The sequence below is a fragment of the Agriterribacter humi genome (genome assembly GCF_009192765.1).
GTDB classification, from domain to species: Bacteria; Bacteroidota; Bacteroidia; order Chitinophagales; family Chitinophagaceae; genus Agriterribacter; species Agriterribacter humi.
Genome location: NZ_VOHQ01000015.1, coordinates 57,685 through 81,156 on the forward strand (window position 1 = coordinate 57,685; position 23,472 = coordinate 81,156).

General features: G+C 42.3%; 22 protein-coding genes. 7 read left to right on the forward strand and 15 right to left on the reverse strand.

The window, feature by feature from the left end:
- Positions 1-51: 51 nt before the first annotated feature.
- Positions 52-252: a hypothetical protein gene (locus FRX45_RS19955; RefSeq protein WP_152270247.1), complete on the forward strand. Its 201-nt coding sequence runs from the start codon at positions 52-54 to the stop codon at positions 250-252.
- Positions 253-601: 349 nt separating this feature from the next.
- Here FRX45_RS19955 and FRX45_RS19960 read toward each other — a convergent pair whose 3' ends face one another.
- The 10 genes from FRX45_RS19960 to FRX45_RS20005 form a co-directional block, all read right to left on the reverse strand.
- Positions 602-1,603 (reverse strand): polysaccharide deacetylase family protein, encoded by a 1,002-nt coding sequence (locus tag FRX45_RS19960; RefSeq protein WP_226805478.1) that lies wholly within the window; start codon positions 1,601-1,603, stop codon positions 602-604.
- A gap of 135 nt (positions 1,604-1,738) precedes the next feature.
- Positions 1,739-2,395: a YdeI/OmpD-associated family protein gene (locus tag FRX45_RS19965; RefSeq protein ID WP_226805479.1), complete on the reverse strand. Its 657-nt coding sequence runs from the start codon at positions 2,393-2,395 to the stop codon at positions 1,739-1,741.
- A gap of 82 nt (positions 2,396-2,477) precedes the next feature.
- The gene (locus tag FRX45_RS19970) at positions 2,478-3,239 is read right to left on the reverse strand and encodes a slipin family protein (protein ID WP_152270248.1); all 762 of its coding nucleotides are present in this window, start codon (positions 3,237-3,239) and stop codon (positions 2,478-2,480) included.
- 18 nt (positions 3,240-3,257) lie between these two features.
- A complete protein-coding gene (locus tag FRX45_RS19975; protein ID WP_152270249.1) occupies positions 3,258-4,538 on the reverse strand; it encodes an NfeD family protein in 1,281 nt (426 codons plus the stop codon).
- A 524-nt stretch (positions 4,539-5,062) separates the two neighbouring features.
- Positions 5,063-6,994: a M1 family metallopeptidase gene (locus tag FRX45_RS19980; RefSeq protein WP_152270250.1), complete on the reverse strand. Its 1,932-nt coding sequence runs from the start codon at positions 6,992-6,994 to the stop codon at positions 5,063-5,065.
- 154 nt (positions 6,995-7,148) lie between these two features.
- The gene (locus FRX45_RS19985) at positions 7,149-7,598 is read right to left on the reverse strand and encodes a PepSY-like domain-containing protein (RefSeq protein ID WP_152270251.1); all 450 of its coding nucleotides are present in this window, start codon (positions 7,596-7,598) and stop codon (positions 7,149-7,151) included.
- Positions 7,599-7,823: 225 nt separating this feature from the next.
- On the reverse strand, positions 7,824-8,489 hold the full coding sequence (gene rsmI / locus FRX45_RS19990; RefSeq protein WP_152270252.1) for a 16S rRNA (cytidine(1402)-2'-O)-methyltransferase: 666 nt from the start codon (positions 8,487-8,489) through the stop codon (positions 7,824-7,826).
- 10 nt (positions 8,490-8,499) lie between these two features.
- A complete protein-coding gene (gene purS / locus FRX45_RS19995; protein WP_152270253.1) occupies positions 8,500-8,754 on the reverse strand; it encodes a phosphoribosylformylglycinamidine synthase subunit PurS in 255 nt (84 codons plus the stop codon).
- Positions 8,751-9,518 carry a CDP-alcohol phosphatidyltransferase family protein gene (locus FRX45_RS20000; protein ID WP_152270254.1) on the reverse strand — a complete coding sequence of 256 codons (768 nt, stop codon included), beginning with the start codon at positions 9,516-9,518 and terminating at the stop codon, positions 8,751-8,753. Before FRX45_RS20000 ends, purS begins: the two co-directional genes overlap by 4 nt.
- Positions 9,519-9,564: 46 nt before the next feature.
- Complete coding sequence (locus tag FRX45_RS20005) at positions 9,565-10,854, reverse strand: aminopeptidase P N-terminal domain-containing protein (protein ID WP_152270255.1); 1,290 nt, start codon at positions 10,852-10,854, stop codon at positions 9,565-9,567.
- A 343-nt stretch (positions 10,855-11,197) separates the two neighbouring features.
- Between FRX45_RS20005 and pckA the strand changes: the two genes are divergently transcribed.
- The 3 genes from pckA to FRX45_RS20020 all read left to right on the forward strand — a co-directional run bounded on the left by pckA (position 11,198) and on the right by FRX45_RS20020 (position 14,690).
- Positions 11,198-12,805, forward strand: coding sequence for a phosphoenolpyruvate carboxykinase (ATP) (gene pckA, locus FRX45_RS20010; RefSeq protein ID WP_152270256.1), 1,608 nt, complete (start codon positions 11,198-11,200; stop codon positions 12,803-12,805).
- Positions 12,806-13,397: 592 nt separating this feature from the next.
- Complete coding sequence (locus FRX45_RS20015) at positions 13,398-13,772, forward strand: CoA-binding protein (protein WP_152270257.1); 375 nt, start codon at positions 13,398-13,400, stop codon at positions 13,770-13,772.
- A gap of 444 nt (positions 13,773-14,216) precedes the next feature.
- Complete coding sequence (locus FRX45_RS20020) at positions 14,217-14,690, forward strand: ribonuclease H-like YkuK family protein (RefSeq protein ID WP_152270258.1); 474 nt, start codon at positions 14,217-14,219, stop codon at positions 14,688-14,690.
- A gap of 257 nt (positions 14,691-14,947) precedes the next feature.
- Here FRX45_RS20020 and yihA read toward each other — a convergent pair whose 3' ends face one another.
- Entirely contained in the window at positions 14,948-15,583 is a 636-nt protein-coding gene (gene yihA / locus FRX45_RS20025; RefSeq protein ID WP_152270259.1) for a ribosome biogenesis GTP-binding protein YihA/YsxC, read from the reverse strand.
- A gap of 275 nt (positions 15,584-15,858) precedes the next feature.
- Between yihA and FRX45_RS20030 the strand changes: the two genes are divergently transcribed.
- The 3 genes from FRX45_RS20030 (at position 15,859) to glk (ending at position 19,768) form a co-directional block, all read left to right on the forward strand.
- Positions 15,859-17,091 (forward strand): isocitrate dehydrogenase (NADP(+)), encoded by a 1,233-nt coding sequence (locus FRX45_RS20030; RefSeq protein ID WP_152270260.1) that lies wholly within the window; start codon positions 15,859-15,861, stop codon positions 17,089-17,091.
- Positions 17,092-17,431: 340 nt separating this feature from the next.
- A complete protein-coding gene (locus FRX45_RS20035; RefSeq protein ID WP_152270261.1) occupies positions 17,432-18,688 on the forward strand; it encodes an aminotransferase class I/II-fold pyridoxal phosphate-dependent enzyme in 1,257 nt (418 codons plus the stop codon).
- Between the two features lie 69 nt (positions 18,689-18,757).
- Positions 18,758-19,768 (forward strand): glucokinase, encoded by a 1,011-nt coding sequence (gene glk, locus FRX45_RS20040; RefSeq protein WP_152270262.1) that lies wholly within the window; start codon positions 18,758-18,760, stop codon positions 19,766-19,768.
- Positions 19,769-19,812: 44 nt separating this feature from the next.
- Here the strand turns inward: glk and FRX45_RS20045 are convergent, their stop codons facing one another.
- The 4 genes from FRX45_RS20045 to FRX45_RS20060 form a co-directional block, all read right to left on the reverse strand.
- Positions 19,813-20,670: a universal stress protein gene (locus tag FRX45_RS20045; RefSeq protein WP_152270263.1), complete on the reverse strand. Its 858-nt coding sequence runs from the start codon at positions 20,668-20,670 to the stop codon at positions 19,813-19,815.
- Positions 20,671-20,792: 122 nt separating this feature from the next.
- Positions 20,793-21,296, reverse strand: coding sequence for a hypothetical protein (locus FRX45_RS20050; protein WP_152270264.1), 504 nt, complete (start codon positions 21,294-21,296; stop codon positions 20,793-20,795).
- 386 nt (positions 21,297-21,682) lie between these two features.
- The gene (locus tag FRX45_RS20055; protein WP_152270265.1) at positions 21,683-22,687 is read right to left on the reverse strand and encodes an MlaD family protein; all 1,005 of its coding nucleotides are present in this window, start codon (positions 22,685-22,687) and stop codon (positions 21,683-21,685) included.
- Positions 22,688-22,692: 5 nt separating this feature from the next.
- Positions 22,693-23,469 carry an ABC transporter ATP-binding protein gene (locus FRX45_RS20060; RefSeq protein WP_152270266.1) on the reverse strand — a complete coding sequence of 259 codons (777 nt, stop codon included), beginning with the start codon at positions 23,467-23,469 and terminating at the stop codon, positions 22,693-22,695.
- Positions 23,470-23,472: the final 3 nt, after the last annotated feature.

Below are 23,472 nucleotides of genomic sequence, written 5' to 3' on the forward strand. Positions count from 1 at the left end.
GAATCCTTCTTACCGATATTTTCGCTACCGGTTTACCCCCTACCCCACCCCATGAGATTTGTATTATACAGATATAAAGAAACTTCTAAAGGAAGAGCAGTGCAATATGTAAAGGAAGTAAAAAGCAGAAAACTCTTCTTTTCAACACTGGTTTATGATGCAAAACGGTTCCCGTTTATTAAAGCAATCGCACTTTCTTTACGATACAGGGTATCATGGATACATGAAAAACACCTTCGTGGCAATCTGTAGAGGTATCAGCAGTCAGGCATCAGCTATCAGGTGAATAGCTACTAACGATAGAACTCTTCTTTGACCTCTCCCTTTTCACTTCTATTTTTAGTTTGTAGTTTATGGTTGCATTTCGCCTGGGGTTTGAAATTTATCCGCCACGGCGGACAGGCTTGCCTGCCGCAGGCAGGTTTGATTTTTGTGATTTGGTCTTGATGCTTTGCAATCAGAGCCGTCAGGTATCAGGTGAGTTACTACTGACACTAGAATAAATCCTCCTTCTTTTTCACCTCTCACTTCTCACCTTTCTCTTCTCCCTCGGATTTGATTCTTTGTATTTTTTGGGTTCTTGCTTTTTGGTTCTTGCATTTTATTTCACATTGTTTCTCCGCTCAATCATTTCCCTCCAGGTAGTAAGAATAATGCCTTCTTTTTCAATAAATTTTTTCAATGCCGGATCCATCATGGCTAAGTAATCACCCCTGCGGGTTGGTCCCGAATCGGATATATGCTGAAATGTTTCAGAAGTATTGGTGCAATGCATAATGATCATGGTAATGCCCGGTTGAAGTGATTTCAGCACTTCAGTATATTTTTGTGTTTTATAAGACTGTAATTTTTTATCATCCGCATATATATCGGGTGAGGGTTTCCAGCTATAGCTGTCGTTGTAAAGGTCATCCAATACAGGTAACCCCGCATTCCATAAAGTTTTACCCGTTTCGCGGGCCATTTTCATATCGGCTGAAGTATTTTTTAATTCCTGTGCAATTAAAGTATTGTGCCCGCCCGGAAACATTACCGGAATTTTATACTCTATACCTACTTTAATATAGCGTTCAATAAAAGCCGGCGTGGCAAACAAAGTTCCCATATGCGAATCAAGATGAGTAGGTTCAAAACCCATTGTTCGCGCTCTTTCAACCTGCGCTCTTATTTCAGTTTCCACTTCATCTGCACTGGCATGCTTCACCACATCGGCCACACCACGCCACATGGCTCCTTCAGTGTCTACCAGCCCCGGTGTTTTTGGCTTTCCGCTCAAAGGTCCCCAGCGGTAATCCTTCCATTCGGAAGTTAAGGTAAGATGCAGGCCCGCATCTAACCCCGGATGTTCTTTCATATAATGCACAAAGCCGGGTACCCAGGGACAGGGCATCATAACACTGCAGGAGTTAGCAACGCCTTTTGTCATGGCCTCAATGCCGCCGATGTTTGAATCGTACGACATACCCATATCATCAATATGCAGGATGATGATTTTAGCGCCTTTCGGGTATCCTAATTTTTCGGCATAAGTAGCTTCAGTCTGTGCCGTTAACATCTGCACCTGAAATGCCAGCATCAAAAGAGAGACTATAAATTTCATCATTATTTTTTTTGTTATGAAAGATACGCAACTGAGAGATAAGAAATAATCAGGTATACTCATGGGCCGTATTCCAATTTCCGTTGGCTTATACAATGAGCACCTCATATCTGAAACCTGAGACCTGCAACCTGAACCTTACTTCCTCAAATACTTCCAGTTCCTTATTTTACCTTCTTCCACCCATTCCAGCATATCGGATATCCGTTTGTTTCGTGTGGGTTCGGTTTTGGCTCCGGTTATCCATTCAATATATTCCTTTTTCCGGCCGGGACTGAATGCTTCGAAATTACTCCATGCCTTTTTATTTTTCTTAAGGGCCTTTATCATATAGTCGGGGGCCTCAATGGCTTTTACCGCTGCAGCAGGCTTTGTCCTTGAAGGCAGTTTCACCCCTTCCTTATTAAGTTTTGCTGCTTCTTTAATATAAGACATCAATATTTTATCCGAAGGCAGATCACTTATACTTTCAATCCGTCCCAAATGCCCCATTGCTGTGCGTTCCTGTAATGCAAATAATTTGTGGGGGTCTTTCATTACCGATGCTTTCCAAAAACCAAAAGCGCAATGTTTTTTAAAAGACGCCATGCTGCATAGTATTGAACCATTGTATTCAAAATGCGGAAAACTCCATTTCACCGTTTCCTGCACACCGGGGCACGCAATATGTACAAGTTCACGCAAATGATTTAAAATGGGTTGTGCAAACCTTTCAGCGTTCATTATATATGCATCAATTCGTTTGTCGGTAAGCGGCATATTCAATGATTTAAAATTGACAATATTTTTCCGCATACATAGGTAGCTGGTTAATAGCGCAGCTATTGATTTGTTGCATCACTAAAGAAAAAACTAAACCAGCAAGAGCGTTGAAGGTCTATTTCTTATCCAAAAAAGGTTTCAGTATATCAATGGGTATTGGAAAAATAGTGGTTGAATTGTTTTCTGTGGCAATTTCACGCAGGGTTTGAAGATAGCGCAGTGTTAAAGCGCTTGGCTCATTTGACAATATTTTTGCGGCATCGGCCAGCCGTTGTGAAGCCTGGAACTCACCTTCAGCAGCAATTACCTTACTTCTCCGTTCTCTCTCAGCCTCCGCCTGTTTGGCCATAGCCCTTTGCATTTCCTGGGGAAGGTCTATTTGTTTTACTTCCACATTCGATACTTTAACGCCCCAGGGCTCCGTATGCATATCAATGATCTGCTGGAGTTTTATATTTATTTTTTCGCGCTGCGAAAGCAGATCATCCAGTTCCGACTGTCCCAGAACACTCCGCAGTGTAGTTTGCGAAAACTGCGAGGTAGCCATCAGGTAATTTTCAACAGCCACTATAGCCTTTTGCGGCTCTACCACCCGGCAATACACTACCGCGCTTACTTTAACCGAAACATTATCCTGTGTAATAATATCCTGTGTAGGCACATCCATCACCACCACACGGAGACTCACCTTTACCATTTTATCTATAATAGGAATGAGTATAATCAATCCCGGACCCTTTACACCATCGCCGCCAATTAAACGGCCAAGCCTGAAAATAACACCTCTTTCATATTCGCGTAATATACGGATGGAATTGGCGAGAATGATGATCGCGAAAAACACAATCACAATAAGTGCCACGGGAATCTGTTGCATAGACTTTATTTTTAAGGATTAAGTATTCATCTTTTCAACATATAATTTCAGATCCTTCATTTCTTTCACTCTAACTTTTTCATCTTTTTGAATGTCTCCGCCAACAGATACGGCATTCCAGATTTCACCCTCCACCATTACAAGACCAAGCGGATTGAGCAAACCCATTGCTACACCGGTAATACCCGGTAATCCTTCCCGGCCGGTAACTACTTTCCGCCGCTGTGCCTTTAATCCAACGCCAATAACAAACAGGAAAAATAAAGCTGTAACAACAGTAGCCGAAAAAATAACAACACGGGAAATTTTTGCCAGCTCAAGTCCCGAACTGGTCCGGATCAGCATCATTGACCCCAGTAACAGGGATACAATACCGCCGATGGCCAATATGCCATGACTGACTATTTTTATCTCCAGGATAAATAGAACAATTCCGAAAACAATAAGGGCCAATCCTGCGTAGTTAACCGGCAAAGAATGCATAGAATAAAAAGCAAGTATAAGACTGATCACCCCCACTATGCCCGGCAGCATAGCACCCGGGTTATACAGTTCAAACATTATTCCATACATACCCAGCAGCAGCAAAATGTAAGCGATGCTCGGATCGCTGATGATATTCAGTATCTTTTCCCAAACGCTCATGCTGTATGTTTGTACTACAGCATTTTTAGTTTGCAATACATGCACTCCGAATGGAAGCTGGACTACTTTTCCATCTATCTGGCTGAGTAAATCCTTTTCAGTAAGAGCAACAATATCAATAACATTTTTCTGCAGGGCTTCTGTTTCGGTTATAGAAACACTGTTTCTTACCGCATCTTCAGCCCAGTCGAGATTCCGGTTGCGCTTACCGGCAATGCTGCGTATAAAAGCTGCTGCATCATTGGTTGCTTTACTGTTCATTGTACTATCCATTCCACCCTGCATGGCTACAGGATGCGCCGCACCAATATTGGTAGCAGGCGCCATTGCGGCAATATTCGCGGCCATGGTTATAAAAACACCCGCCGAACCAGCATGGGCGCCACCGGGAGACACATACACGATTACTGCCACCGGCGATACCAGCAAATCGCTAACAATACTCCTCGTTGACATTAATAACCCACCTGGGGTATTGAGGTGAATGATCAGGCATTCGGCATTTTCTTTACCCGCCTTTTCAATAGCATTGTGAATAAAATCCGCAGATGCGGGATTAATGGTGCCGTCAATTTGTATGGATACAACTTTTTGTGCATGAAGCAGACCGGGAAAAAGAAGAAAAAAGAAATAATATGGCAATAACCGCTTCATATAAGAAAGCTTACATGTTCGAAAGAGGCTGAATAAAGTAGCTGATGTAATTTACTGAATTCCTACGAGAAAGCAGTAACAGAGTGCATAGGCATTGAAGATGCGATCTGACCTTCCTTGCATCGGGTGCCGACCGCATCAAAAACAAAGACTGGTAGTCAGCAATCGGCTTAGAGCCGTACATGTCTTAAATCAGGAGGAAAACATCAAACCCAATAAAACCTGTCCGATGTGGCGGATTCACATAGTAAATCCGAAGACTGATCCCGCACGTGCGTGACGAAATTTGAAGGAATACAGCCGGAAAGAACCAAAATACAAATGACAAAAAACAAAACTAAAGGGCAGGCAGGCCTGTCCGCCGGGGCGGATAAAAATCAAAATTCAAATCCGAATCGAGATGCAATCCCAAACCCGCCTGCCGGACGGGCAGGTCTTAAATTTCAAATTTCAAATTCCCTTTTCTTTAAACCTATGAGGCTTTCCTATCCTGCAATTCCCATCCCGCAAACCTCATGGGTCATCTACCACTTCAATTCCAGCTTGTTGTTGCTCCGGTTAATATCTGCCATGCGCCAGCTAGGGTCAATTTCAACAGCCTGTACATTCATCAGTGATTGCTCCACTTCAAACACATAAGTAGGATGTGTCCATTTCCAGGGTTCATCCACAATCCTGGGAATATTGTCTTCTGCAGGTTTTTCTCCAAACATACTGAACTGCGGAATATATATGGTTGCTTTAGTGCCGTTTTTATACTGCAGTAACACATCTATCGGCATAGGCATCTGCCCCACCATCCGCAGACGTATTTTTGTTTTGCCACCCTGCTCCCACAAACTGTCAATACTATAATCAATCGTTTTGGTGGTGTTCACCCAATATTCTTTGTACCAGTCCAATTGTATGCCACTCACCTTTTCGGCTACACGAATAAAATCGTTTGCGTTGGGATGTTTGAATTTCCACTGGTTATAATACTCCAGCAAAGTTTTATCTCTTAATGAATCGCTGATGATATATCCCAACTGTGCAAGAAATACCCCTCCTTTTGAATAAGCGGCACGGGCATAGGCAAAATTGGTATTGAAATGGTCGGCATGCGTGGTTAACGGCTCTTCAAGACCACTTTTTACCAGGTTAAAGTAACCGGCATAAGTGTCGGCATGATGCAATGGAAGGGCAACGCCTGCATTACTGTCAGAAGGTCCTGTAGAAAGATCATTCCCCTTTACCGCTTTACTTTTTTGCTGCTTATAATAAGCAGATACCAAATCTTCGGCATAAGTAACAAACCCTTCATCCATCCACGCATACAGCGATTCATTGGTTCCCAGCATCATCTGGTACCAGCTATGCATCCATTCGTGAAAGGCAGTGCCCAGTCCCGGCCCGCTTACTAAGGTTGCCATCGGGTATTCCATGCCCCCATCACCCCCATGTATAAACGAATATTGCTTATACGGATATACTCCAAAATGCTTTTCAATGAAAGGCAATACGGTTACCGCCGCATCGGCTACTTCATTCCAGGCATTGTCATTAGCTGTATTGCCGGGTTTATTTTTATATAGAACATGAATCGTGGGGCCACCGGGAATGTTTCTCGTAATGTGCTTAAACTGTGGGTCGGCTGCCCAAACAAAATCGTGCACATTGGGCGCCGTAAACCGCCAGGTAAGCGTGTTTCCTGAAGGGCGTGTTACTTTTGCTCCTTTTGATTCGTAACCGTAACCAATCTGGTTTACGTTTTGCAGGTAACCGGTTCCTCCTATAATATAATTTTTATCGAGTGTAATGTTCACTTCATAATCGCCCCATACACCATAAAATTCCCGTGCCACATAAGGCGTGGGATGCCAGCCTTCATAATCGTACTCACATAGTTTGGGATACCATTGGCTCATGGAATATCTTACCCCGGTATTGGGATTGTCGCGCCCGGAACGCCTGATCTGCAGCGGCACCTGGGCTTCAAATTCCATATCAAATACCACTCTGGATTTAGGCAGTATAGGTTTGCTTAACTGAACTTCCAGAATGGTTTCATACACTTTATATTCCTGCGTTACGCCATTCATTTTAAGGGAAAGGATTTTCTGATACCCAATTTCATCCGGTTTTAGTTGCTGGATACGGTTTGTTACCCGCGCATCCCAATCCTTAATAACCTGGTTGTTTCTTCCCTGGAATTCAATATTACCCAGTTCACGGCTGCGGGCATCCATCATACTGTTGGGCTGAAATGCATTCCAGTATAGATGGTAGAATACTTTATATAAAGTGTCGGGCGAATTATTCCAGTATTCAAGCTTTTGCTTTCCAGTAAACCGGTTGGTTTGCACATTCATATCAATATCCATCACATACTTTACTTTTTGCTGCCAACGGCCGGGTTGGGAAAAAGCAATGGTATATCCACATAAAAAAAGTGCAGCGAGTAATATCCTGGTCATTCCGGAATCCTATTTTATTATTTCAATATCTCAAAGATAATAAGACCGGCCATAAATAAGTCCCATTATAAAAGTTAAAAGGTGAAGGCAAAGAGGATACCCTCTCACCTTTCACCTCTTACTATCTTACCGTCTTACTATCTTACTTCTTACCCTATAATGTAAGATTATCTTTCAGCAATTTCCCTTTATCATTAAAAAGCAGGTTCTTCTGCTGTATATCTGATTTGGCTACATGCACCCTGTATTGCGTAACATCACCGGGCAGCTCAATTTCGTAAACCGACTTTACTTCCCATTCCGAATATTTACTCTTTTCAAATCCATCGTTTACTTTACGGGGCAAATCGCTTATCTCCAATTCTTTTTCGGTGCTTTGCCACTCTCCCTTTTTATTAAATTTTGCTTCATACTTATCTCCTTTTCTTTCAAAGCTGGCTACAAATGCGGTGAGATTATCCTTCCATTCCACATTTTTAGCATCATCGTATTTTTCCGAAAAAGCATTTGTCACTTCTGCCGGAATTTTTCTGATCTGCGCATTAACGATTTGTGTGAAACTTACAGCACTTAACAGTACTGTTACAAAAAACATCTTTTTCATGATTTTACTTTTTTAATATAGATGCAATTTCATGCCATGAAGCCCAATAAGCACATTGCTACTGGTAAAAAAAACTTAAATATAAGTTTGGGAGTTTAGAGTTTATCGTTTGTCGTTTATGCGAAGTTCAAAATAAATCGCCACTCTAATTCCTACATACCCAAGTTTTCACATTTCCACATTTCTAATTATCCTTCACTATTCACTATTCACCATTCACACCATTCACCCCTTACCACTTACCACCACCACGATCTCCCCTTTAACGGTTTTGGCTTTGAAGTAATCGCAAACTTCGCGCAAACTGCCTCTTTTATTTTCTTCAAATATTTTGGTGAGCTCGCGGCTTACACAGCATTGCCTGTCTTCTCCCAAATAAACAATACATTCCTCCAGTGTTTTAACAAGACGCATGGGCGATTCGTAAAAAACAATGGTGCGTTCTTCTTCGGCCAGTTTTTTAAACAAGGTTTGTCTTCCTTTCTTTAAAGGCAAAAATCCTTCAAAACAAAACCGGTTAACCGGCAAGCCGCTGTTCACCAATGCCGGAACAAATGCCGTAGCTCCGGGCAGGCATTCCACCCTGATATTATTTTTTACACATTCCCGCACCAATAAAAATGCAGGATCGGAAATACCGGGAGTACCCGCATCTGTAAGCATGGCCATCGTTTTGCCCGCCAGTAACTGCTCCACCAAATGCTGTACTATTTTATGTTCATTGTGCTGGTGGTGCGGGGTAACGGGCTTTTGTATTTCGTAATGCCTTAGCAATACCGATGACGTGCGGGTATCTTCTGCCAATATAAGATCAACCTCTTTTAAAATGGCTACCGCCCTGAAGCTGATATCGGCAAGATTACCTATGGGGGATGGAACAATATAAAGCATAGCTGCTCCTTTAGACGGCAGGAGCTACCGTTATCTCAAAATGCTCCATCACCTGGTTGGCTAATAATTTTTGTGAAGCTTCTTCCGCTATTTTTTGGGCTGCTTCAGCCGAGCCGGCTTCAATTTGCAGGGTGATATGCTTTCCTATGCGTACATCTTCAACGCCCCTAAGTCCCAGATTGCTTAAACCGCTCATTACCGCCTTCCCCTGGGGATCAAGCAATTCTTTCAGCGGCATAATATTGATATGAACAGCGTAGATCATGATGCTATTTTATTTTTGAGCGGCAAAGATAACAGAATGTAAGCGATAAAAATAAGCGGAACCGCTGCCCATTTAAATAATACAACCAGTATTACCGCGACAATAATCAGTATCCATTTGGAACTGTTGTGCTTAAAGGAATAATCTTTAAACTTTAAGCTCATGATAGGAATATTTGACACCATCAGCCAGCTTAGTACCAATACCACGACATACCATATCCATTTGTTCAAAAAAATATCTGTAACCGCCGCAACGGAACTATGCCAGAAGATCAGTGGAAAGGAAGCAACGAGCAAACCCACAGCCGGCGTGGGCACACCCTTAAAATGATAGGTTTGTGCTTCATCTAAATTAAATTTAGCGAGGCGCCATGCTGCGGCACAGGGCAGCAGCAAAGCCGGCAGCAGCCAGGCAACAGAAGCATCTAATCCGTCTGCCCCGCGGGCTACCGACAAACGTAAAAACTGGTAAATGATCAGCCCGGGCGCCACTCCAAAGCTCACCACATCTGCCAGGGAATCCAACTGCTTGCCCATGGCAGAGGAGGCATTCATTAAACGGGCCAGGAATCCATCAAAAAAATCCACTACGGCAGCTAAAGCAATAAACAGGGAGGCCATAAAAATTTGTTCCGGCATGTTCATCATTTGAACGCCGTCGGCAGTAGTTACTAAACCAATGCCGCTTTGCAGTATTACAATAATAGCCAGGCAACCAAAAAACAGGTTGAGCAATGTAAAAATATTAGGGATTTGCTTCATCAATTGTGCAGTTTGTGGTGGATTTGGAAAGTAAATCAGCTTGTCTTTATTTTTTCATCAACGCTTCAATTTCGTCTGCAGTGATGGGAATTTTCTTCATGAGATCCTTATTGCCGTTTTTGGTGACCCAGAAATTATTCTCAATGCGTACGCCCATTTGCTCTTCTTCAATATAAATACCCGGTTCAATGGTAAATACCATCCCCGCCTGTACAGGTTCGGTTCGCGTACCCAAATCATGCACATCCACACCCAGGTGATGTGAAATGCCGTGATACAAATATTTCCGGTAGGCCCTGTTTTCCCTGTCTTCATTTTTTACATCCGCTTTTTTCAGCAAACCAATTTTTACAAATTGCTTCGTCGCTTCCCCGCCTACTTTTTCGGTATAATCAACCATCGTAATGCCCGGCTTTAAAATTGACGCCGCGTAATGATGCAAATGCAGGCAGGCATTATACACTTCTTTCTGCCGTTTGGTAAATTTCCCGTTTACTGGAACTGTGCGGGTAAGATCAGCGCAATAACCTCCATATTCAGCGCCGAAATCCATTAATATCAGTTCGCCATCTTTGCATTCATTATTATTCGACACATAGTGCAGGGTTCTTGCCCTGTCACCGCTGGCGATTATAGAGCCATAAGCGGGACCCGTTGCCCGGTTTCTTAAAAACTCATGAAAAATTTCGGCTTCAATTTCATACTCCATCACCCCCGGCCGGATAAAGGATAATAAACGCCTGAATGTTTTCTCCGTTATATCCATCGCCTGCTGCATCACTTCAACTTCAAGCACTGTTTTAATACCCCTCAGTTCTTTCAATATCCTGGCGCTGCGCCTGTATTCGTGCAGGGGGTAACGGCGACGCATTTGTCTTGCATAGCGGTAATCCCTTACAGGTACATGATTTGCCTTCCTGTCGTTTTCATTGCTGTTGAGATAAATGATATCACACAAATGGATCCAGGGTTGTAACAAACCATCTAATGTGTCTAACCAAACGATCGTTGAAATGCCCGATATGGATTCGGCTTCTTTGGCCCGCAGGCGGTGCCCGTCCCATTTTTCCTTTAGCTCATTGGGACGCACCAGCACCAGCACTTCCCTGTATTTTTTATCGGGGTTACCCGGAAAAAGGATCAGCATCGAATCTTCCTGTTCAATGCCCGTAAGCCAGTACAAATCAGAATTTTGCTTGAAAGGATACAGCGCATCGCCATTTGAGGGTAATTCATCATTGCTGTTGAATATGGCTATGGCGTTTTTCTCCATGCGTGCAGTAAATCTTTTGCGGTTCTGAATAAATATTTCTGGATTCAATGGCAAATACTTCATGACAGAATGCTTTATCCGGTTGAATAATAATGCAATATCTGCATAAAATGCGGGGTTGCAAAACCGTGGATACATTTACATCACCAGCCAACTTCCTTCTTCAAATAGTAACTATTCTTTTTAGCCCGGCCCTAAAGCACTATTCAACAGCCGTTGCGTCGCACAGCGTATACGTTCAATTCTCTTTGCAACAAATTTATCTTCGCAAATAATAGGTTATTTGATTCAAACAATTGAAAAAGTACGCGCACTTCCGGTTGATTAAAAAGCAATCCGTAAAAAACTAACGATCGTTAGGTAAATTCAAATTTGATCTTTAGCTTTGCCTTCTCAAACCGTTTTTATGGCAGTACCTGTATTTTTATTTTCTCCCCGGGAATTGATACGTTATGGCTTAAAAGTATCAGATACAATGCATTACCAGGCCAGCCCCAAAGACCTGGTAAATGCTACGCTTCAATCGGGCGAAGGGATGCTCAGCGATACCGGCGCCCTGGTGATCAAAACGGGAAAATTTACGGGGCGAAGCCCTAAGGACAGGTTTATTGTTAAAGATGATATTACCAAAGACACTGTAAACTGGAACGATATTAACCTGCCGCTTGAAGCGCATTATTTTGATATTATTTTCAGCCATGTTACCGGTTATCTTAACAGGCAGCCTGAACTTTGGGTGCGGGATTGTTATGCCTGCGCAGATATGGATTACCGTTTAAACATCCGTATTGTAAATGAAAAGCCATGGATCAATCTTTTTGCCGCTAACATGTTTCTGCAGCCAACAGAAGAAGAATTGGAAGACTTCAGTCCCCACTGGCATATTTTTTCGGCGCCCGGCTTGCAACTGCCTTACAAAGCATGTGGCATACGGCAGGAGAACGCAGTAGTGATCAGCTTTAAGCATAAAATGATATTGATTGCGGGAACTGCCTACACCGGTGAAATTAAAAAAGCTGTTTTTTCCGTACTCAACTACCTGCTCCCTACAGAAAAAAAAGTATTGGGTATGCATTGCGCGGCTAATATCGGAGCAAAAGACGATACCGCGCTTTTCTTTGGCTTAAGCGGAACAGGTAAAACCACGCTCAGCACATCGCCGGAACGTAAATTAATCGGAGATGATGAACATGGATGGAGCGATGAGGGTATTTTTAACTTTGAAGGCGGTTGCTACGCTAAATGCATAGGCCTTGAAGAAGACAAAGAACCGGATATTTACAAGGCCATCCGGTATGGCGCTTTGGCAGAGAATGTTGGCTTCATTGAGGGTAGCAACCGGATTGATTTTTTTGATAAAAGCATCACAGAAAATACAAGAGTATCCTATCCTTTGCATTTTATTTCCAATATTGCAGAGCCTTCAAAAGCTGCTGCGCCGGATAATGTATTCTTTTTAACCTGTGATGCCTATGGTGTGCTTCCGCCTGTTTCTAAGCTTACGCCTGAACAGGCAATGTATCATTTCATCAGCGGTTATACCGCTAAAATAGCGGGAACAGAAGCCGGCATTACAGAACCGAAAGTGGTTTTCAGCGCCTGCTTCGGGGCGCCATTCCTTCCGCTTCACCCCGCAGTATACACGAAAATGCTGGGCGAAAAATTACAAAAACATGAGGCCAATGTTTGGCTGATCAATACCGGGTGGACAGGTGGTGCATATGGAGCGGGGAAACGTATCCCTTTACGGCATACCCGTGCTATGATTCATGCTGCTTTACACGGTGAATTAAATGACGCAGTATACAGCACTGACAAATTTTTTGGACTGGCTGTACCGCAAAGCTGCCCGGGCGTGCCTTACAGCATTATTAACCCCGAAAATACCTGGAACGATAAAAATGCATATGTGCAAACTGCTAAAAAATTAGCATGGCAGTTTATCAAAAATTTTGAACAATACGGTAATAAAGTTCCTGCGGAAATAATGAATGGAGGACCGGTATTGCTTTAATAATAGCCGTTGCTTAAAAACAGTGTGTGGTGCGGTTGCTTCCCTGATAAGAAGGCTGCCTGTTAAACGGGCGGCTTTTTTATTTCTATGTTCGATATCAAACCAAAGACTAATCATACCATTCAAAAAGGTACTTTTCATAGTACGTCACCTCAAATCTTTTTAGAAACCCTATGTACTCTTCCCCGAATGTTTTCTTTTTGTGGTGTTCCTGCTAATTTTCCGGTACCAGCCCTGATGAAGCTTTTGTGATACCGCAACTTCAGCCCCACTTCATCGCTGCTTTCTCATTTTCCAGTAGTCCGCACTATAGCTATTTTACCTGGGTATTGAGATTGCATTTGGCTTCGAATTTGAAATTTGGCGTTTGAATTCGCCACGGCAGACAGGTTTTATCCGCCACGGCGGACAGGTTTGGTTCTTGCTTTTTGGTTCTTGGTGCTTCTTTTCGGATTTCGGCTTCGGATTTAATTTTATCTGTCGTTGGCAGAATGTGAATAAGGCTTTTCCGCACCCCAATATTAATTAGCCCAAAACACCAGCCGTTTGAAGTATGCGCTTATGGCTTACCTTTGCCTTTCACTTTTGTATTATGCAGGCAACAGAGAAAAAGAAAACGCTTATTCTGGGGGCATCGCCTAACCCTCAGCGATACAGCTATCTTGCTATTGATCGCCTCCGTAATGCCGGACATGAAGTAGTAGCCATTGGCAGGAAAAATGCAGTGGTGAAAGATGTTCAGATTGATACGGAACAAAAACCTTATACAGATGTGCACACCGTAACACTCTATCTCAATCCTTTGCATCAAAAAGAATATTACAACTATATTTTATCACTTCAGCCCAAACGCATCATCTTTAATCCCGGTGCAGAAAATGACGAATTGTACCGCATAGCAACTGATCATGCCATTAAAGCCCAGGAAGCATGCACATTGGTTTTACTCAGTACAGGGCAGTATTAGTGTTAAGTTAAGTGCGAAACGGCAGACGGGAAACGTGAGCATCTGACGTCTGTCGCCGGCAGGCTTCTCTTCTCAAGTACAAGAGGCAAAATATTGTTTACACAACACTATCTTTTATTAGAAAGTGGATAAAATCACCCGTTTAGGGGGTTTTCTTTTTTGAAAACTTTATGTAATTTAAATAATCCATACGGCTTCGGTTTTATTTTCACTGAAGCGCTTTAATCCGTACCCCTTATTTACATTTTTTTCCTTCTCAGTACAAAACAGATCTGCCTGATTTTAACCAGCTATAACCGTCCGGAACATTGCCCGGAGTTTATTGATCCTTTTGCCAGGAAAGTCATGAAAGATTCAGCAGCGCTTTGCATGGTAACGGAATAATATTCTAACGATGATGCATAGGTTAAAAAAAAAACGTACATTGGGGAAACCTGTTCAAGTATGCTATGGAGAAGATTTAACGGAGAACACATTCATCTCCCCATTAAGGAAGAAGTTAAAGAAGCCATCATCCGCGAAACAAAAAAAGGCTTTCACCTTAAGGTTTGTATTGGTACAGACTCGCAGGTAAAAGGCGCTGAAACCGAGTTTGCAACAGTAATTGTATTTCTTCGCGAAGGACACGGCGGCTTTATGTTCATTCACAATGAAAAAACAACCAAGCAGTATTCCATTAAAGAAAGGATGCTGGTGGAAGTAGCCAAAAGCATTGAGATCGCTTATGAACTATGCGATTTGTTTACCGCGTTTGATGTTGACATGGAAGTGCATGCCGACATAAACACCAATCCTCATTTTAAAAGTAATGAAGCCCTGCGCGAAGCAATGGGTTATATACTGGGGATGGGGTTTGCTTTTAAAGCCAAGCCGGAAGCTTTTGCCAGCAGCAGTTGCGCTAATAAGGTAGTGAATTAGAAGTGAAAAGTTTGTCGTTTCACGATTATCATTTATCGTTTCACGAAGTGAGAGGTGAGTGGTGAGAGAATGTGAATAGTGAGTGGTGAATAGTGAATAGCTTTTCGTTAGTATGCTTTGGCTGAAGGCTGAAAGTTGACAGCGCAAGAAGTGAGAAATGCTCCCTAACCCGCAACTTGCTCCTTGAAACTTGTAACCTGAAACCTGTAACCTGTACCCTGTAACCTGAAACCTGAAACCTGAAACACGAAGCCAGTTCACAGAGCACCTGCTGCAAATTCCCCGTTCCATTTTTCTATCGCAGCCAGTATTTTATCCTTCCCCGATTTTTTTATGGTGCTGCTGGTAAAATGCGCAGGTAAAAATTGCCAGGTGGTACGCATTGTGTTCAAAAAATATTTGATGTTTTTGCTTACCTCCTGTTGTGTTGTTTTATCGGTTTTGGTAAACACAATACAGAAAGGCACTTCCCATTCGCCCAAACGGTTTACAAATTCCAGGTCGGGTTTTTGCGGTGCATGGCGGCTGTCAACCAACACAAACACATTTACCAGGTTCTCTCTTTTACACAAATAATCCTCAATCATTTTGCTCCAGCTCTTTCGCTGCTGCTGCGACACTTTGGCAAAACCATATCCCGGCAGATCTACAATATACCATTGTGTTTTTTGTTTATTTTCCGAAGCGCTCTCTATGGCGAAATGATTGATCAGTTGCGTTTTACCGGGCGTACCCGATGTTTTTGCCAGCTTTTGATTATTGCAAAGCATATTGATCAGGGAAGATTTGCCCACATTGCTCCTGCCTATAAAAGCATATTCCGGACGATCGGCTTTGGGGCATTGTAAATAATCCGGGCTGCTGATCACATATGTTGCAGAAGTAATAATCATAAGGTGCAAGATACAATGAGAAAAGAGAATGAGTTACAAGTTGCAAGTTCCAGGTTTCAAGGGCAACCCTGTAACCTGTACCCTGCCCCCCGCAACCTGTAACCTGCAACCCCGCACCCTGCAACTTGCAACTTGTACCCTGCACCCCTGCGCCCTGCGCCCTGCAATTTGTACCCTGTAACCATTTCCCAACTTTCAGGGTTAATATTTAAAAATCAGGATTCAGGATGTACATTTGCCGTCAAATTAATTACTTTAACCTTAAAAAATCTGGCATGGCAGAAAAAATTAAAGTGGCTAATCCGGTAGTTGAACTGGATGGAGATGAAATGACAAGGATCATATGGAAATTCATTAAAGACAAGCTGATCCTGCCTTATCTTGATATTGACATTAAATACTACGACCTGGGTATTGAGTACCGCGACCAGACCAATGACCAGGTAACTATAGACGCAGCCAATGCCATTAAACAATACGGCGTTGGTATTAAATGCGCCACCATTACGCCCGATGAAGCAAGGGTAAAGGAATTTAGCCTGAAGCAAATGTGGAAAAGCCCTAATGGCACCATCCGCAATATTTTAGATGGTACAGTGTTCCGCGAACCCATCGTAATGAAAAATGTTCCCAGGCTGGTAACCAACTGGACGGCGCCCATTATTGTGGGACGTCATGCTTTTGGCGATCAGTACAAGGCAACTGATACCGTAATCAAAGGAAAGGGTAAATTAACCATGACCTATACACCCGAAGATGGCGGTGCTCCTGAAGTTTTCGAGGTATTTGATTTCAAAGGCGGCGGTGTGGCCTTAAGCATGTACAATACCGATGAAAGCATAAAAGGTTTTGCCAGGAGCTGTTTTAATATGGCGCTGAGCAAAAAATGGCCTTTGTATCTTTCCACCAAGAATACCATTCTAAAAAAATACGACGGAAGATTTAAAGATATCTTCCAGGATATTTACGAACAGGAATTTAAAACACGGTTTGAAGCCGCAGGTATCGTATACGAACACCGTCTTATTGATGACATGGTAGCCAGCGCATTGAAATGGCATGGCAATTTTGTATGGGCATGTAAAAATTATGACGGAGATGTGCAAAGCGATTCTGTTGCGCAGGGATTCGGATCTTTAGGATTAATGACTTCCGTGCTGGTTACACCCGATGGTAAAACGCTGGAAGCAGAGGCTGCACACGGAACTGTTACCCGCCACTACCGCGACCACCAGGCAGGAAAGCCCACATCCACCAATCCTATCGCTTCTATTTTTGCATGGACCAGGGGATTGGCATTTCGCGGAAAGTTAGACAATAACCAGGCGCTTATTGATTTTAGCAATGCCCTGGAAACCGTATGCATTGAAACGGTAGAAAGCGGTAAAATGACAAAGGATCTTGCAGTATGCATACATGGCAATAAAGTAAAACTTGGCGAACATTATCTCAATACTGAGGATTTTCTTGAAGCCATCAATAACAACCTTTCGGCGAAGCTGAAATAAAAGGCTTTTAGTAAAGTAAGATAAACACAACTGTTTTAATATACCGGTAAACCAACACCAGGTTGGTTCATAATAAAAGTGCGCCGTATCTAACCCGGCACACTTTTGCATATCAAATACGGAATGCATCATCCCGTTTTATGTTGCGATCAGGAAAGTTCCATAGCTTTTTCAGGCAAAGGATTTCTTCCCGTTTTTATTTTTACTGCTTAAGAATAGCGCAAAAATCTTACCTTCGCAGCATTCCGCCTTGCCGCCAGCACTCCATGCTACCTGACCTGTGAGAATTATTATCTTTGCACCGCTTTTATTATTGGTATTGTTTTAATTACATCATTGTATGGCAGATATTTTTGAAAGACTGACAAATAATTATGGGCCTTTAGGCCAGCATCGTGAACGGGCACATGGCTATTTTGCCTTCCCCAAATTAGAAGGAGAAATTGGCAGCCACATGAAATTCCGTGGAAAGGATATGATCGTATGGAGCCTGAACAATTATCTTGGGCTTGCCAATCACCCGCAGGTACGCAAAACGGATGCTGAAGCTGCTGCACAGTTTGGACTGGCGCTGCCAATGGGCGCCCGTATGATGAGTGGCAATACAAATTATCATGAACAATTAGAAAGCGAGCTGGCGGAATTTGTGCAAAAGGAAGATGCTGTTTTACTGAACTATGGCTACCAGGGTATGGTGAGTATTATAGATGTATTGTGCAGCCGCCACGATGTGATTGTATATGATGCGGAAAGCCACGCCTGCATTATTGACGGAGTGCGGTTACACGCAGGACAAAGATTTGTTTACAAGCATAATAATTTAACGGATTTTGAAAAACAATTGCAGCGCGCTGAAGCATTAATAAAAAAACAAAACGCGGGAGGTATACTGGTTATTACGGAAGGCGTGTTTGGCATGGCCGGCGACCAGGGAAAATTAAAAGAAATTGTTGCGCTAAAGCATAAATATTCATTCAGGCTACTGGTAGATGATGCACATGGATTTGGCACATTAGGCAAAACCGGCGCCGGAGCAGGAGAAGAACAGGACGTGCAGGATAAAATTGATCTTTACTTTTCTACTTTCGCAAAATCAATGGCCTCCATTGGAGCTTTTGTTGCAGGCGATAAACCCATCATTGATTATATCCGCTATAATATCCGCAGCCAGATCTTTGCCAAAAGTTTGCCTATGCCTTTGGTTCTGGGCAATCTTAAACGTCTTGAATTATTACGCTTACATCCCGAATTAAAAGAACAGCTCTGGAAAAACGCTCTTTCCCTTCAAAAAGGATTAAAGGAAAAGGGTTTTGATATTGGAAATACAGATTCTGTTGTTACACCTGTATATATGAAAGGCGGTGTGGAAGAAGCCACCGCAATGGTAATGGACCTCAGGGAAAATTATGGCATTTTTTGCTCTATTGTAGTATACCCTGTTATTCCCAAAGGACATATTATTTACCGGCTCATTCCTACTGCCACGCATACGCAGGACGATATTGAGCAAACACTGAACGCATTTGAGGAGACAAAGAAAAAATTAGATCTCGGTTTCTATAAAGTAGCTGAAATTCCTGCTATGGCCGATGTTTGAGGAAAAAGATTGTAACAGGAACTGATGGTTTACTCAGCAACATTTTTCTTTTCAATTTTTTAATATAGCATGTTATTACCATTTCACCAGGCTAAAGTGACCGGCAACGGAAGTATTGTATTTGCGGGCGATATTGGCGCTACCAAAACCAACCTGGCCATGTATAAGGTGGAAAACGGAAAATACCATTTGTTGCACCAGGCTAAGCTGGTATCAAAAGATTATAATAATATAACGGAATTAACAGGGCAATTTACTAAAAATATTCCTCAGCCTGATGCTATCTGTTTTGGTGTTGCCGGGCCGGTATTGAACGGGCATGCAACACTATCCAACTTACAATGGGAGATAGACATAAAGGAAATTACGGCGCAGTATAAAACTGCAAACGTTCATCTTATCAATGACCTTAAGGCAACAGCTTACGGTTTGGCAGTGCTTGATGAAAAAGACACATCGGTTGTTCATGAAGGAAACATGACGATTGGAGGCAATGCCGCCATTATTGCGCCCGGCACAGGCCTTGGCGAAGCCGGGCTATACTGGGATGGCGAATATTACCATCCTTTTGCAACAGAAGGCGGTCATGCCGATTTTGCCGCCAGAAGCAGCTTTGATTTTGAATTGTATACTTATCTGCAGCAACAATTTGAACATGTAAGCTGGGAAAGATTGGTATGCGGGCCCGGCATTGTAAACATTTACCGGTTTTTGCGCGATGAGAAAAAAATGGAAGAACCCGGCTGGCTGACAGAAAAAATGGCAAATGCGGACCAAGCGGCTACAATCAGTGAAAATGCTGATCAATGCCCAATTTGTAAAGAAACCATGCGCTGTTTCATACAATACCTGGCTCATGAATCTGCTAACCTGGTTTTAAAATTAAATGCTACCGGCGGGCTTTTTATAGGTGGCGGCATAGCGCCGCAAATCATCCATCTTTTTGAGAAAGAGGCATTTTATTCATCATTCCGGCAGAGTGGAAGATTGAATTTTTTATTAGAGAAGGTTCCGGTAAAAATTATATTGAACAGAAAAACAGCATTGCTTGGCGCCGCTTATTATGCTGCAACACAATAAACCAGCCGGGGTTTGTTCTTTCCACTAAACATTTGAAGTTAGCCTTAGCTGTTTATTTTGGTTGCCGGAATCACCAATAATGGAATTGTGGTATGATACGACATCCTCCGGGTTACACTCGGATGAAATATCCTGTCCCAAATACTTCGTTGATAGGTAATCATTGCCAGTATATCTATATCATTGCTGTTAATGTAATCCTGCAATGTATCCTCAAACTCGCGCCCCGATAAATGCGTTGCAGCGAGCAATTGCGTATTAAGGTGCTTTTTAAGTTTTCTTTCATATTCAGCCATATTCATACCATGTTCTAAAAATTCAGCAGCATCGGCAGTGTCTTCATCGGTAAATACAACAACATCCAGGGCAGCCTTAAAAACCTCCAGCAGGCTGGTTATTTGCAGTAACACATCCTTATCTTCTTCGAAATGACTGGTTGCGAATAAAAGTTTTTCAGGAACTTTCCAGTTATACTCATAGGGTACAACCATTAAAGGCACTTTGGTTTTGCCTGTGAGCCCGGCGGTTCTGCTGCCCCATATCCTGTCCTGCAGACCGTTTATTCCAAAAGTGCCCATTACCACAAGATCAATTTCCAGTTCTTCGCACATTTGCAAAATATTTTCTTCTATGGTGCCGTCCCGGAGAAAAGTATGTATAACTACAGACTCTGTTTCCGCAATGCTTGTTTTAATCTGGTTTAAATTTTTATCCGCTTCTTCTGAAATGGCATTAAGCTCATTCCGCACCAGGTCTAACCGGTCACTATAAAAACGATCTGTTATATCCACAACATGAAGCAGGTTAATTTCAACCGGGTAAAGCTTAGCTGTTTGTACAACAAAATTCAACGCGTTTACCGCGCAGGAGGAAAAATCGGTTGGTACCAGTATTTTCTTCATTTTAGTGTATGTGATTTTTAGTAAAGGAGTATTTGAACAGGTTTACTATTTACAATAATACTTATTATAAAAGAACACAGGCACAAATAGGCTGCATTATTCATTTATGAAGTTTTATGTGATTATGCACTTAGGTTCACTGGTATATCATTAATGAATGGACCATTCAAATTTTGTGAAACCGGCGGTGCAGACATCTCCGTATGCCTTATTTTACCTCCCAGGTAGCTGGTTCTTGCTGTTAAAACAAAAGCAACAATGGCAATAATCAATATCCCTATTGAAATTGCAGATGTCATTTTTTTATCTTTCACCTCCGCATAAAATCCGAACAATGCTACAATTCCCACGCCCGCGATGAGATAAATGGCGGTTTCGCCCGCTTCTTCGTGATCATGAATTACTGTTTTGGATATCCCTTCTATTTTTTCTGCAACATCTTCCGCTGCCTCCCCGGTATTAAATGTAATAAGCCCGCCTGCAGCCGCAGCGATAAACAAAAAGTAAGCTACCATCTTTATTTGTTTCCTCCGGGAAATAATGCCCCACAGAAGTACTATAATGCCAAACAATAATCCAAATACAGGAATATGGTTAGTGAGAAGATGCATATAAGCCTGGTTCATTTTTTATATGATTTAAGTGAAGTAATAAATATAATAAATAGGACGTGCGTGCTCACCGGTTAGGTTTTGCATCCTTTATCAAACACGCTAAAAATACCTCCTCCCGCAACGGTAGCGGAACAACAATTTAAAAAAAGCGCTGCCACACACTTAAAGCAGCGCTTTTACAAACCGAAATCAAACCAACTGCTTGTTTTGCCCTGATCTGCTTTTTTACGGTAAAAGCATATTGAAACACCGCATCAAATATAACCCGCAAAAAAGCCTTTAACAAAGACTTTAATCAACACAAAAGATGAGAAAAATCAATACCGCACTCAGGATATACTTCATCGTTTTACTTGAATGCTGTTAAGGCCCGTTAATGAAAGACAGTAGAAAAATGACTATTGTTTTTTTGATTTTTGCAACGTTTCTTTTGCCTGCTTTTTTTCAAGCTTTCTGAAATAACCGCGAACCAAAAAACTATGCTTCATTCCTTCCATCACCTCATTAAAATTTTGAGTGCTTTTCTGAATGTTATCCAGGCTGATGTTAAGGGAGTGAACCATGGCAGTGTCTTTGAGTAAGGCATGAACGGTTCCCTTTCCATTATTAATATCGTTTTTAAGTCCATAGGTAACCGCAGAGAGTTCTTTTGCAAGCGTATCTGCTTCACCAGCCACCAATTTGATCCGGAGTATAGCCAGGTTAAGATTTTCTGCAAAGGAAGTGTCGGTAATAATTGCCCCCAATGACCCCTTCCCGCTTTTTACATCAGCCACCAGTCCGTTTAATTCATTTACCATTGTATTAGCTTTAGCGGTAGCCGATCTTACATTTGCCAGCGATGCGCTTAAATTCCGGGGAAGGGTACTGTCGCCTAACAACTCCCACAATGCAGTACTGCTGTTTATCCGCAACATTATGCTTTTCAGTTCGGCAGTAATAACAGACAGGTCGTTATTTGAACCCGAAAGCGTGTTCACCATTTCATCTACAGAAACGGAGGTTTGAGTTTGCAGGATATCACCCTCCTCAATCAGGGCAGCCGGCTCCTCTACCGGAGTAATGTTAATCACTTTATTTCCCATCAGCCCATCCGTAGCAATGGTTACCAGTGCATTTTTACGGATGAATTTTTTCATGTTGTTTTCAATCAGCAATACCACTTCAATACGGGCATCATCTAATATATTTATATTCTTTACCGTGCCTACTTGTATACCGGCATACCTTACATTATTTCCGGGGGTTAAACCCTGCACATTTCTAAAATGAACTTTAACTTCAAAGGTAGAACCAAACATATTTTTGTTTTTCCCTATCATGTATAAAAGGATGATAAGGAAAGCCAATGCGGCCAATACAAATACGCCAAGCTTAATATTTGAAAATGCTTTTTTGCTCATAACAATTATTCAAAAAATGCCTTTATGAGGGGATCGTTCGTTTTTATCAGCTCATCGTATTTCCCTTCCGCATAGTTTCTTCCCTCTATCAGCATAATCACCCTGTCTGCCACCATGCGAACACAGTTCATATCATGGGATATAATTAATGAAGCTGCCTGATATTTCTGCTGCACATCTTTAATCAGTTCAATGATCTCTTTGCTTGTAATAGGATCCAGCCCGGTAGTGGGTTCATCGTAGAGGATAATGGATGGCTTTAGTATTAAAGTTCTTGCCAAAGCTACTCTTTTGCGCATTCCTCCTGACAATTCCGCGGGTGTCATGTTTATTGTGTATGCAAGCCCAACATCTTCAAGTGCATCCTTCACCAACTGATCCACTTCTGCCTGTGTTAAACGAATAGAATGGCGCCGCAATGGGAACTCCAGGTTCTGTCTCACCGTCAGGGAATCGTAAAGGGCATTGCTTTGAAAAAGAAAGCCGATTTTCATCCTGATTTGATCCAGTTCATCATCACTCAATTCTGGAATGCTTTCACCGAGTACCTCAATGGAGCCGCTATCGGGCTTCAGCAGGCCAATAATACATTTGATCAATACCGATTTGCCTGATCCAGACTTTCCCAATACTACCACATTTTCGCCGCTATGCAAACTAAAGCTAAAATCAATGAGTACTTTATGATTGCCAAACGATTTGTACAAATTACGAACCATCAGCACTTGCTCACCCTGCTTTAAAGTTCGGGCCGATTCTTCTTTGTTTTTCGTTATTCCCATAGT

Coding starts and splice junctions, on each gene's coding strand:
- FRX45_RS19955 (WP_152270247.1), top strand. CDS start 52: ATGAGATTTGTATTATACAGATATAAAGAAACTTCTAAAGGAAGAGCA.
- FRX45_RS19960 (WP_226805478.1), bottom strand. CDS start 1,603: ATGATGAAATTTATAGTCTCTCTTTTGATGCTGGCATTTCAGGTGCAG.
- FRX45_RS19965 (WP_226805479.1), bottom strand. CDS start 2,395: ATGCGGAAAAATATTGTCAATTTTAAATCATTGAATATGCCGCTTACC.
- FRX45_RS19970 (WP_152270248.1), bottom strand. CDS start 3,239: ATGCAACAGATTCCCGTGGCACTTATTGTGATTGTGTTTTTCGCGATC.
- FRX45_RS19975 (WP_152270249.1), bottom strand. CDS start 4,538: ATGAAGCGGTTATTGCCATATTATTTCTTTTTTCTTCTTTTTCCCGGT.
- FRX45_RS19980 (WP_152270250.1), bottom strand. CDS start 6,994: ATGACCAGGATATTACTCGCTGCACTTTTTTTATGTGGATATACCATT.
- FRX45_RS19985 (WP_152270251.1), bottom strand. CDS start 7,598: ATGAAAAAGATGTTTTTTGTAACAGTACTGTTAAGTGCTGTAAGTTTC.
- rsmI (WP_152270252.1), bottom strand. CDS start 8,489: ATGCTTTATATTGTTCCATCCCCCATAGGTAATCTTGCCGATATCAGC.
- purS (WP_152270253.1), bottom strand. CDS start 8,754: ATGATCTACGCTGTTCATATCAATATTATGCCGCTGAAAGAATTGCTT.
- FRX45_RS20000 (WP_152270254.1), bottom strand. CDS start 9,518: ATGAAGCAAATCCCTAATATTTTTACATTGCTCAACCTGTTTTTTGGT.
- FRX45_RS20005 (WP_152270255.1), bottom strand. CDS start 10,854: ATGAAGTATTTGCCATTGAATCCAGAAATATTTATTCAGAACCGCAAA.
- pckA (WP_152270256.1), top strand. CDS start 11,198: ATGGCAGTACCTGTATTTTTATTTTCTCCCCGGGAATTGATACGTTAT.
- FRX45_RS20015 (WP_152270257.1), top strand. CDS start 13,398: ATGCAGGCAACAGAGAAAAAGAAAACGCTTATTCTGGGGGCATCGCCT.
- FRX45_RS20020 (WP_152270258.1), top strand. CDS start 14,217: ATGCTATGGAGAAGATTTAACGGAGAACACATTCATCTCCCCATTAAG.
- yihA (WP_152270259.1), bottom strand. CDS start 15,583: ATGATTATTACTTCTGCAACATATGTGATCAGCAGCCCGGATTATTTA.
- FRX45_RS20030 (WP_152270260.1), top strand. CDS start 15,859: ATGGCAGAAAAAATTAAAGTGGCTAATCCGGTAGTTGAACTGGATGGA.
- FRX45_RS20035 (WP_152270261.1), top strand. CDS start 17,432: ATGGCAGATATTTTTGAAAGACTGACAAATAATTATGGGCCTTTAGGC.
- glk (WP_152270262.1), top strand. CDS start 18,758: ATGTTATTACCATTTCACCAGGCTAAAGTGACCGGCAACGGAAGTATT.
- FRX45_RS20045 (WP_152270263.1), bottom strand. CDS start 20,670: ATGAAGAAAATACTGGTACCAACCGATTTTTCCTCCTGCGCGGTAAAC.
- FRX45_RS20050 (WP_152270264.1), bottom strand. CDS start 21,296: ATGAACCAGGCTTATATGCATCTTCTCACTAACCATATTCCTGTATTT.
- FRX45_RS20055 (WP_152270265.1), bottom strand. CDS start 22,687: ATGAGCAAAAAAGCATTTTCAAATATTAAGCTTGGCGTATTTGTATTG.
- FRX45_RS20060 (WP_152270266.1), bottom strand. CDS start 23,469: ATGGGAATAACGAAAAACAAAGAAGAATCGGCCCGAACTTTAAAGCAG.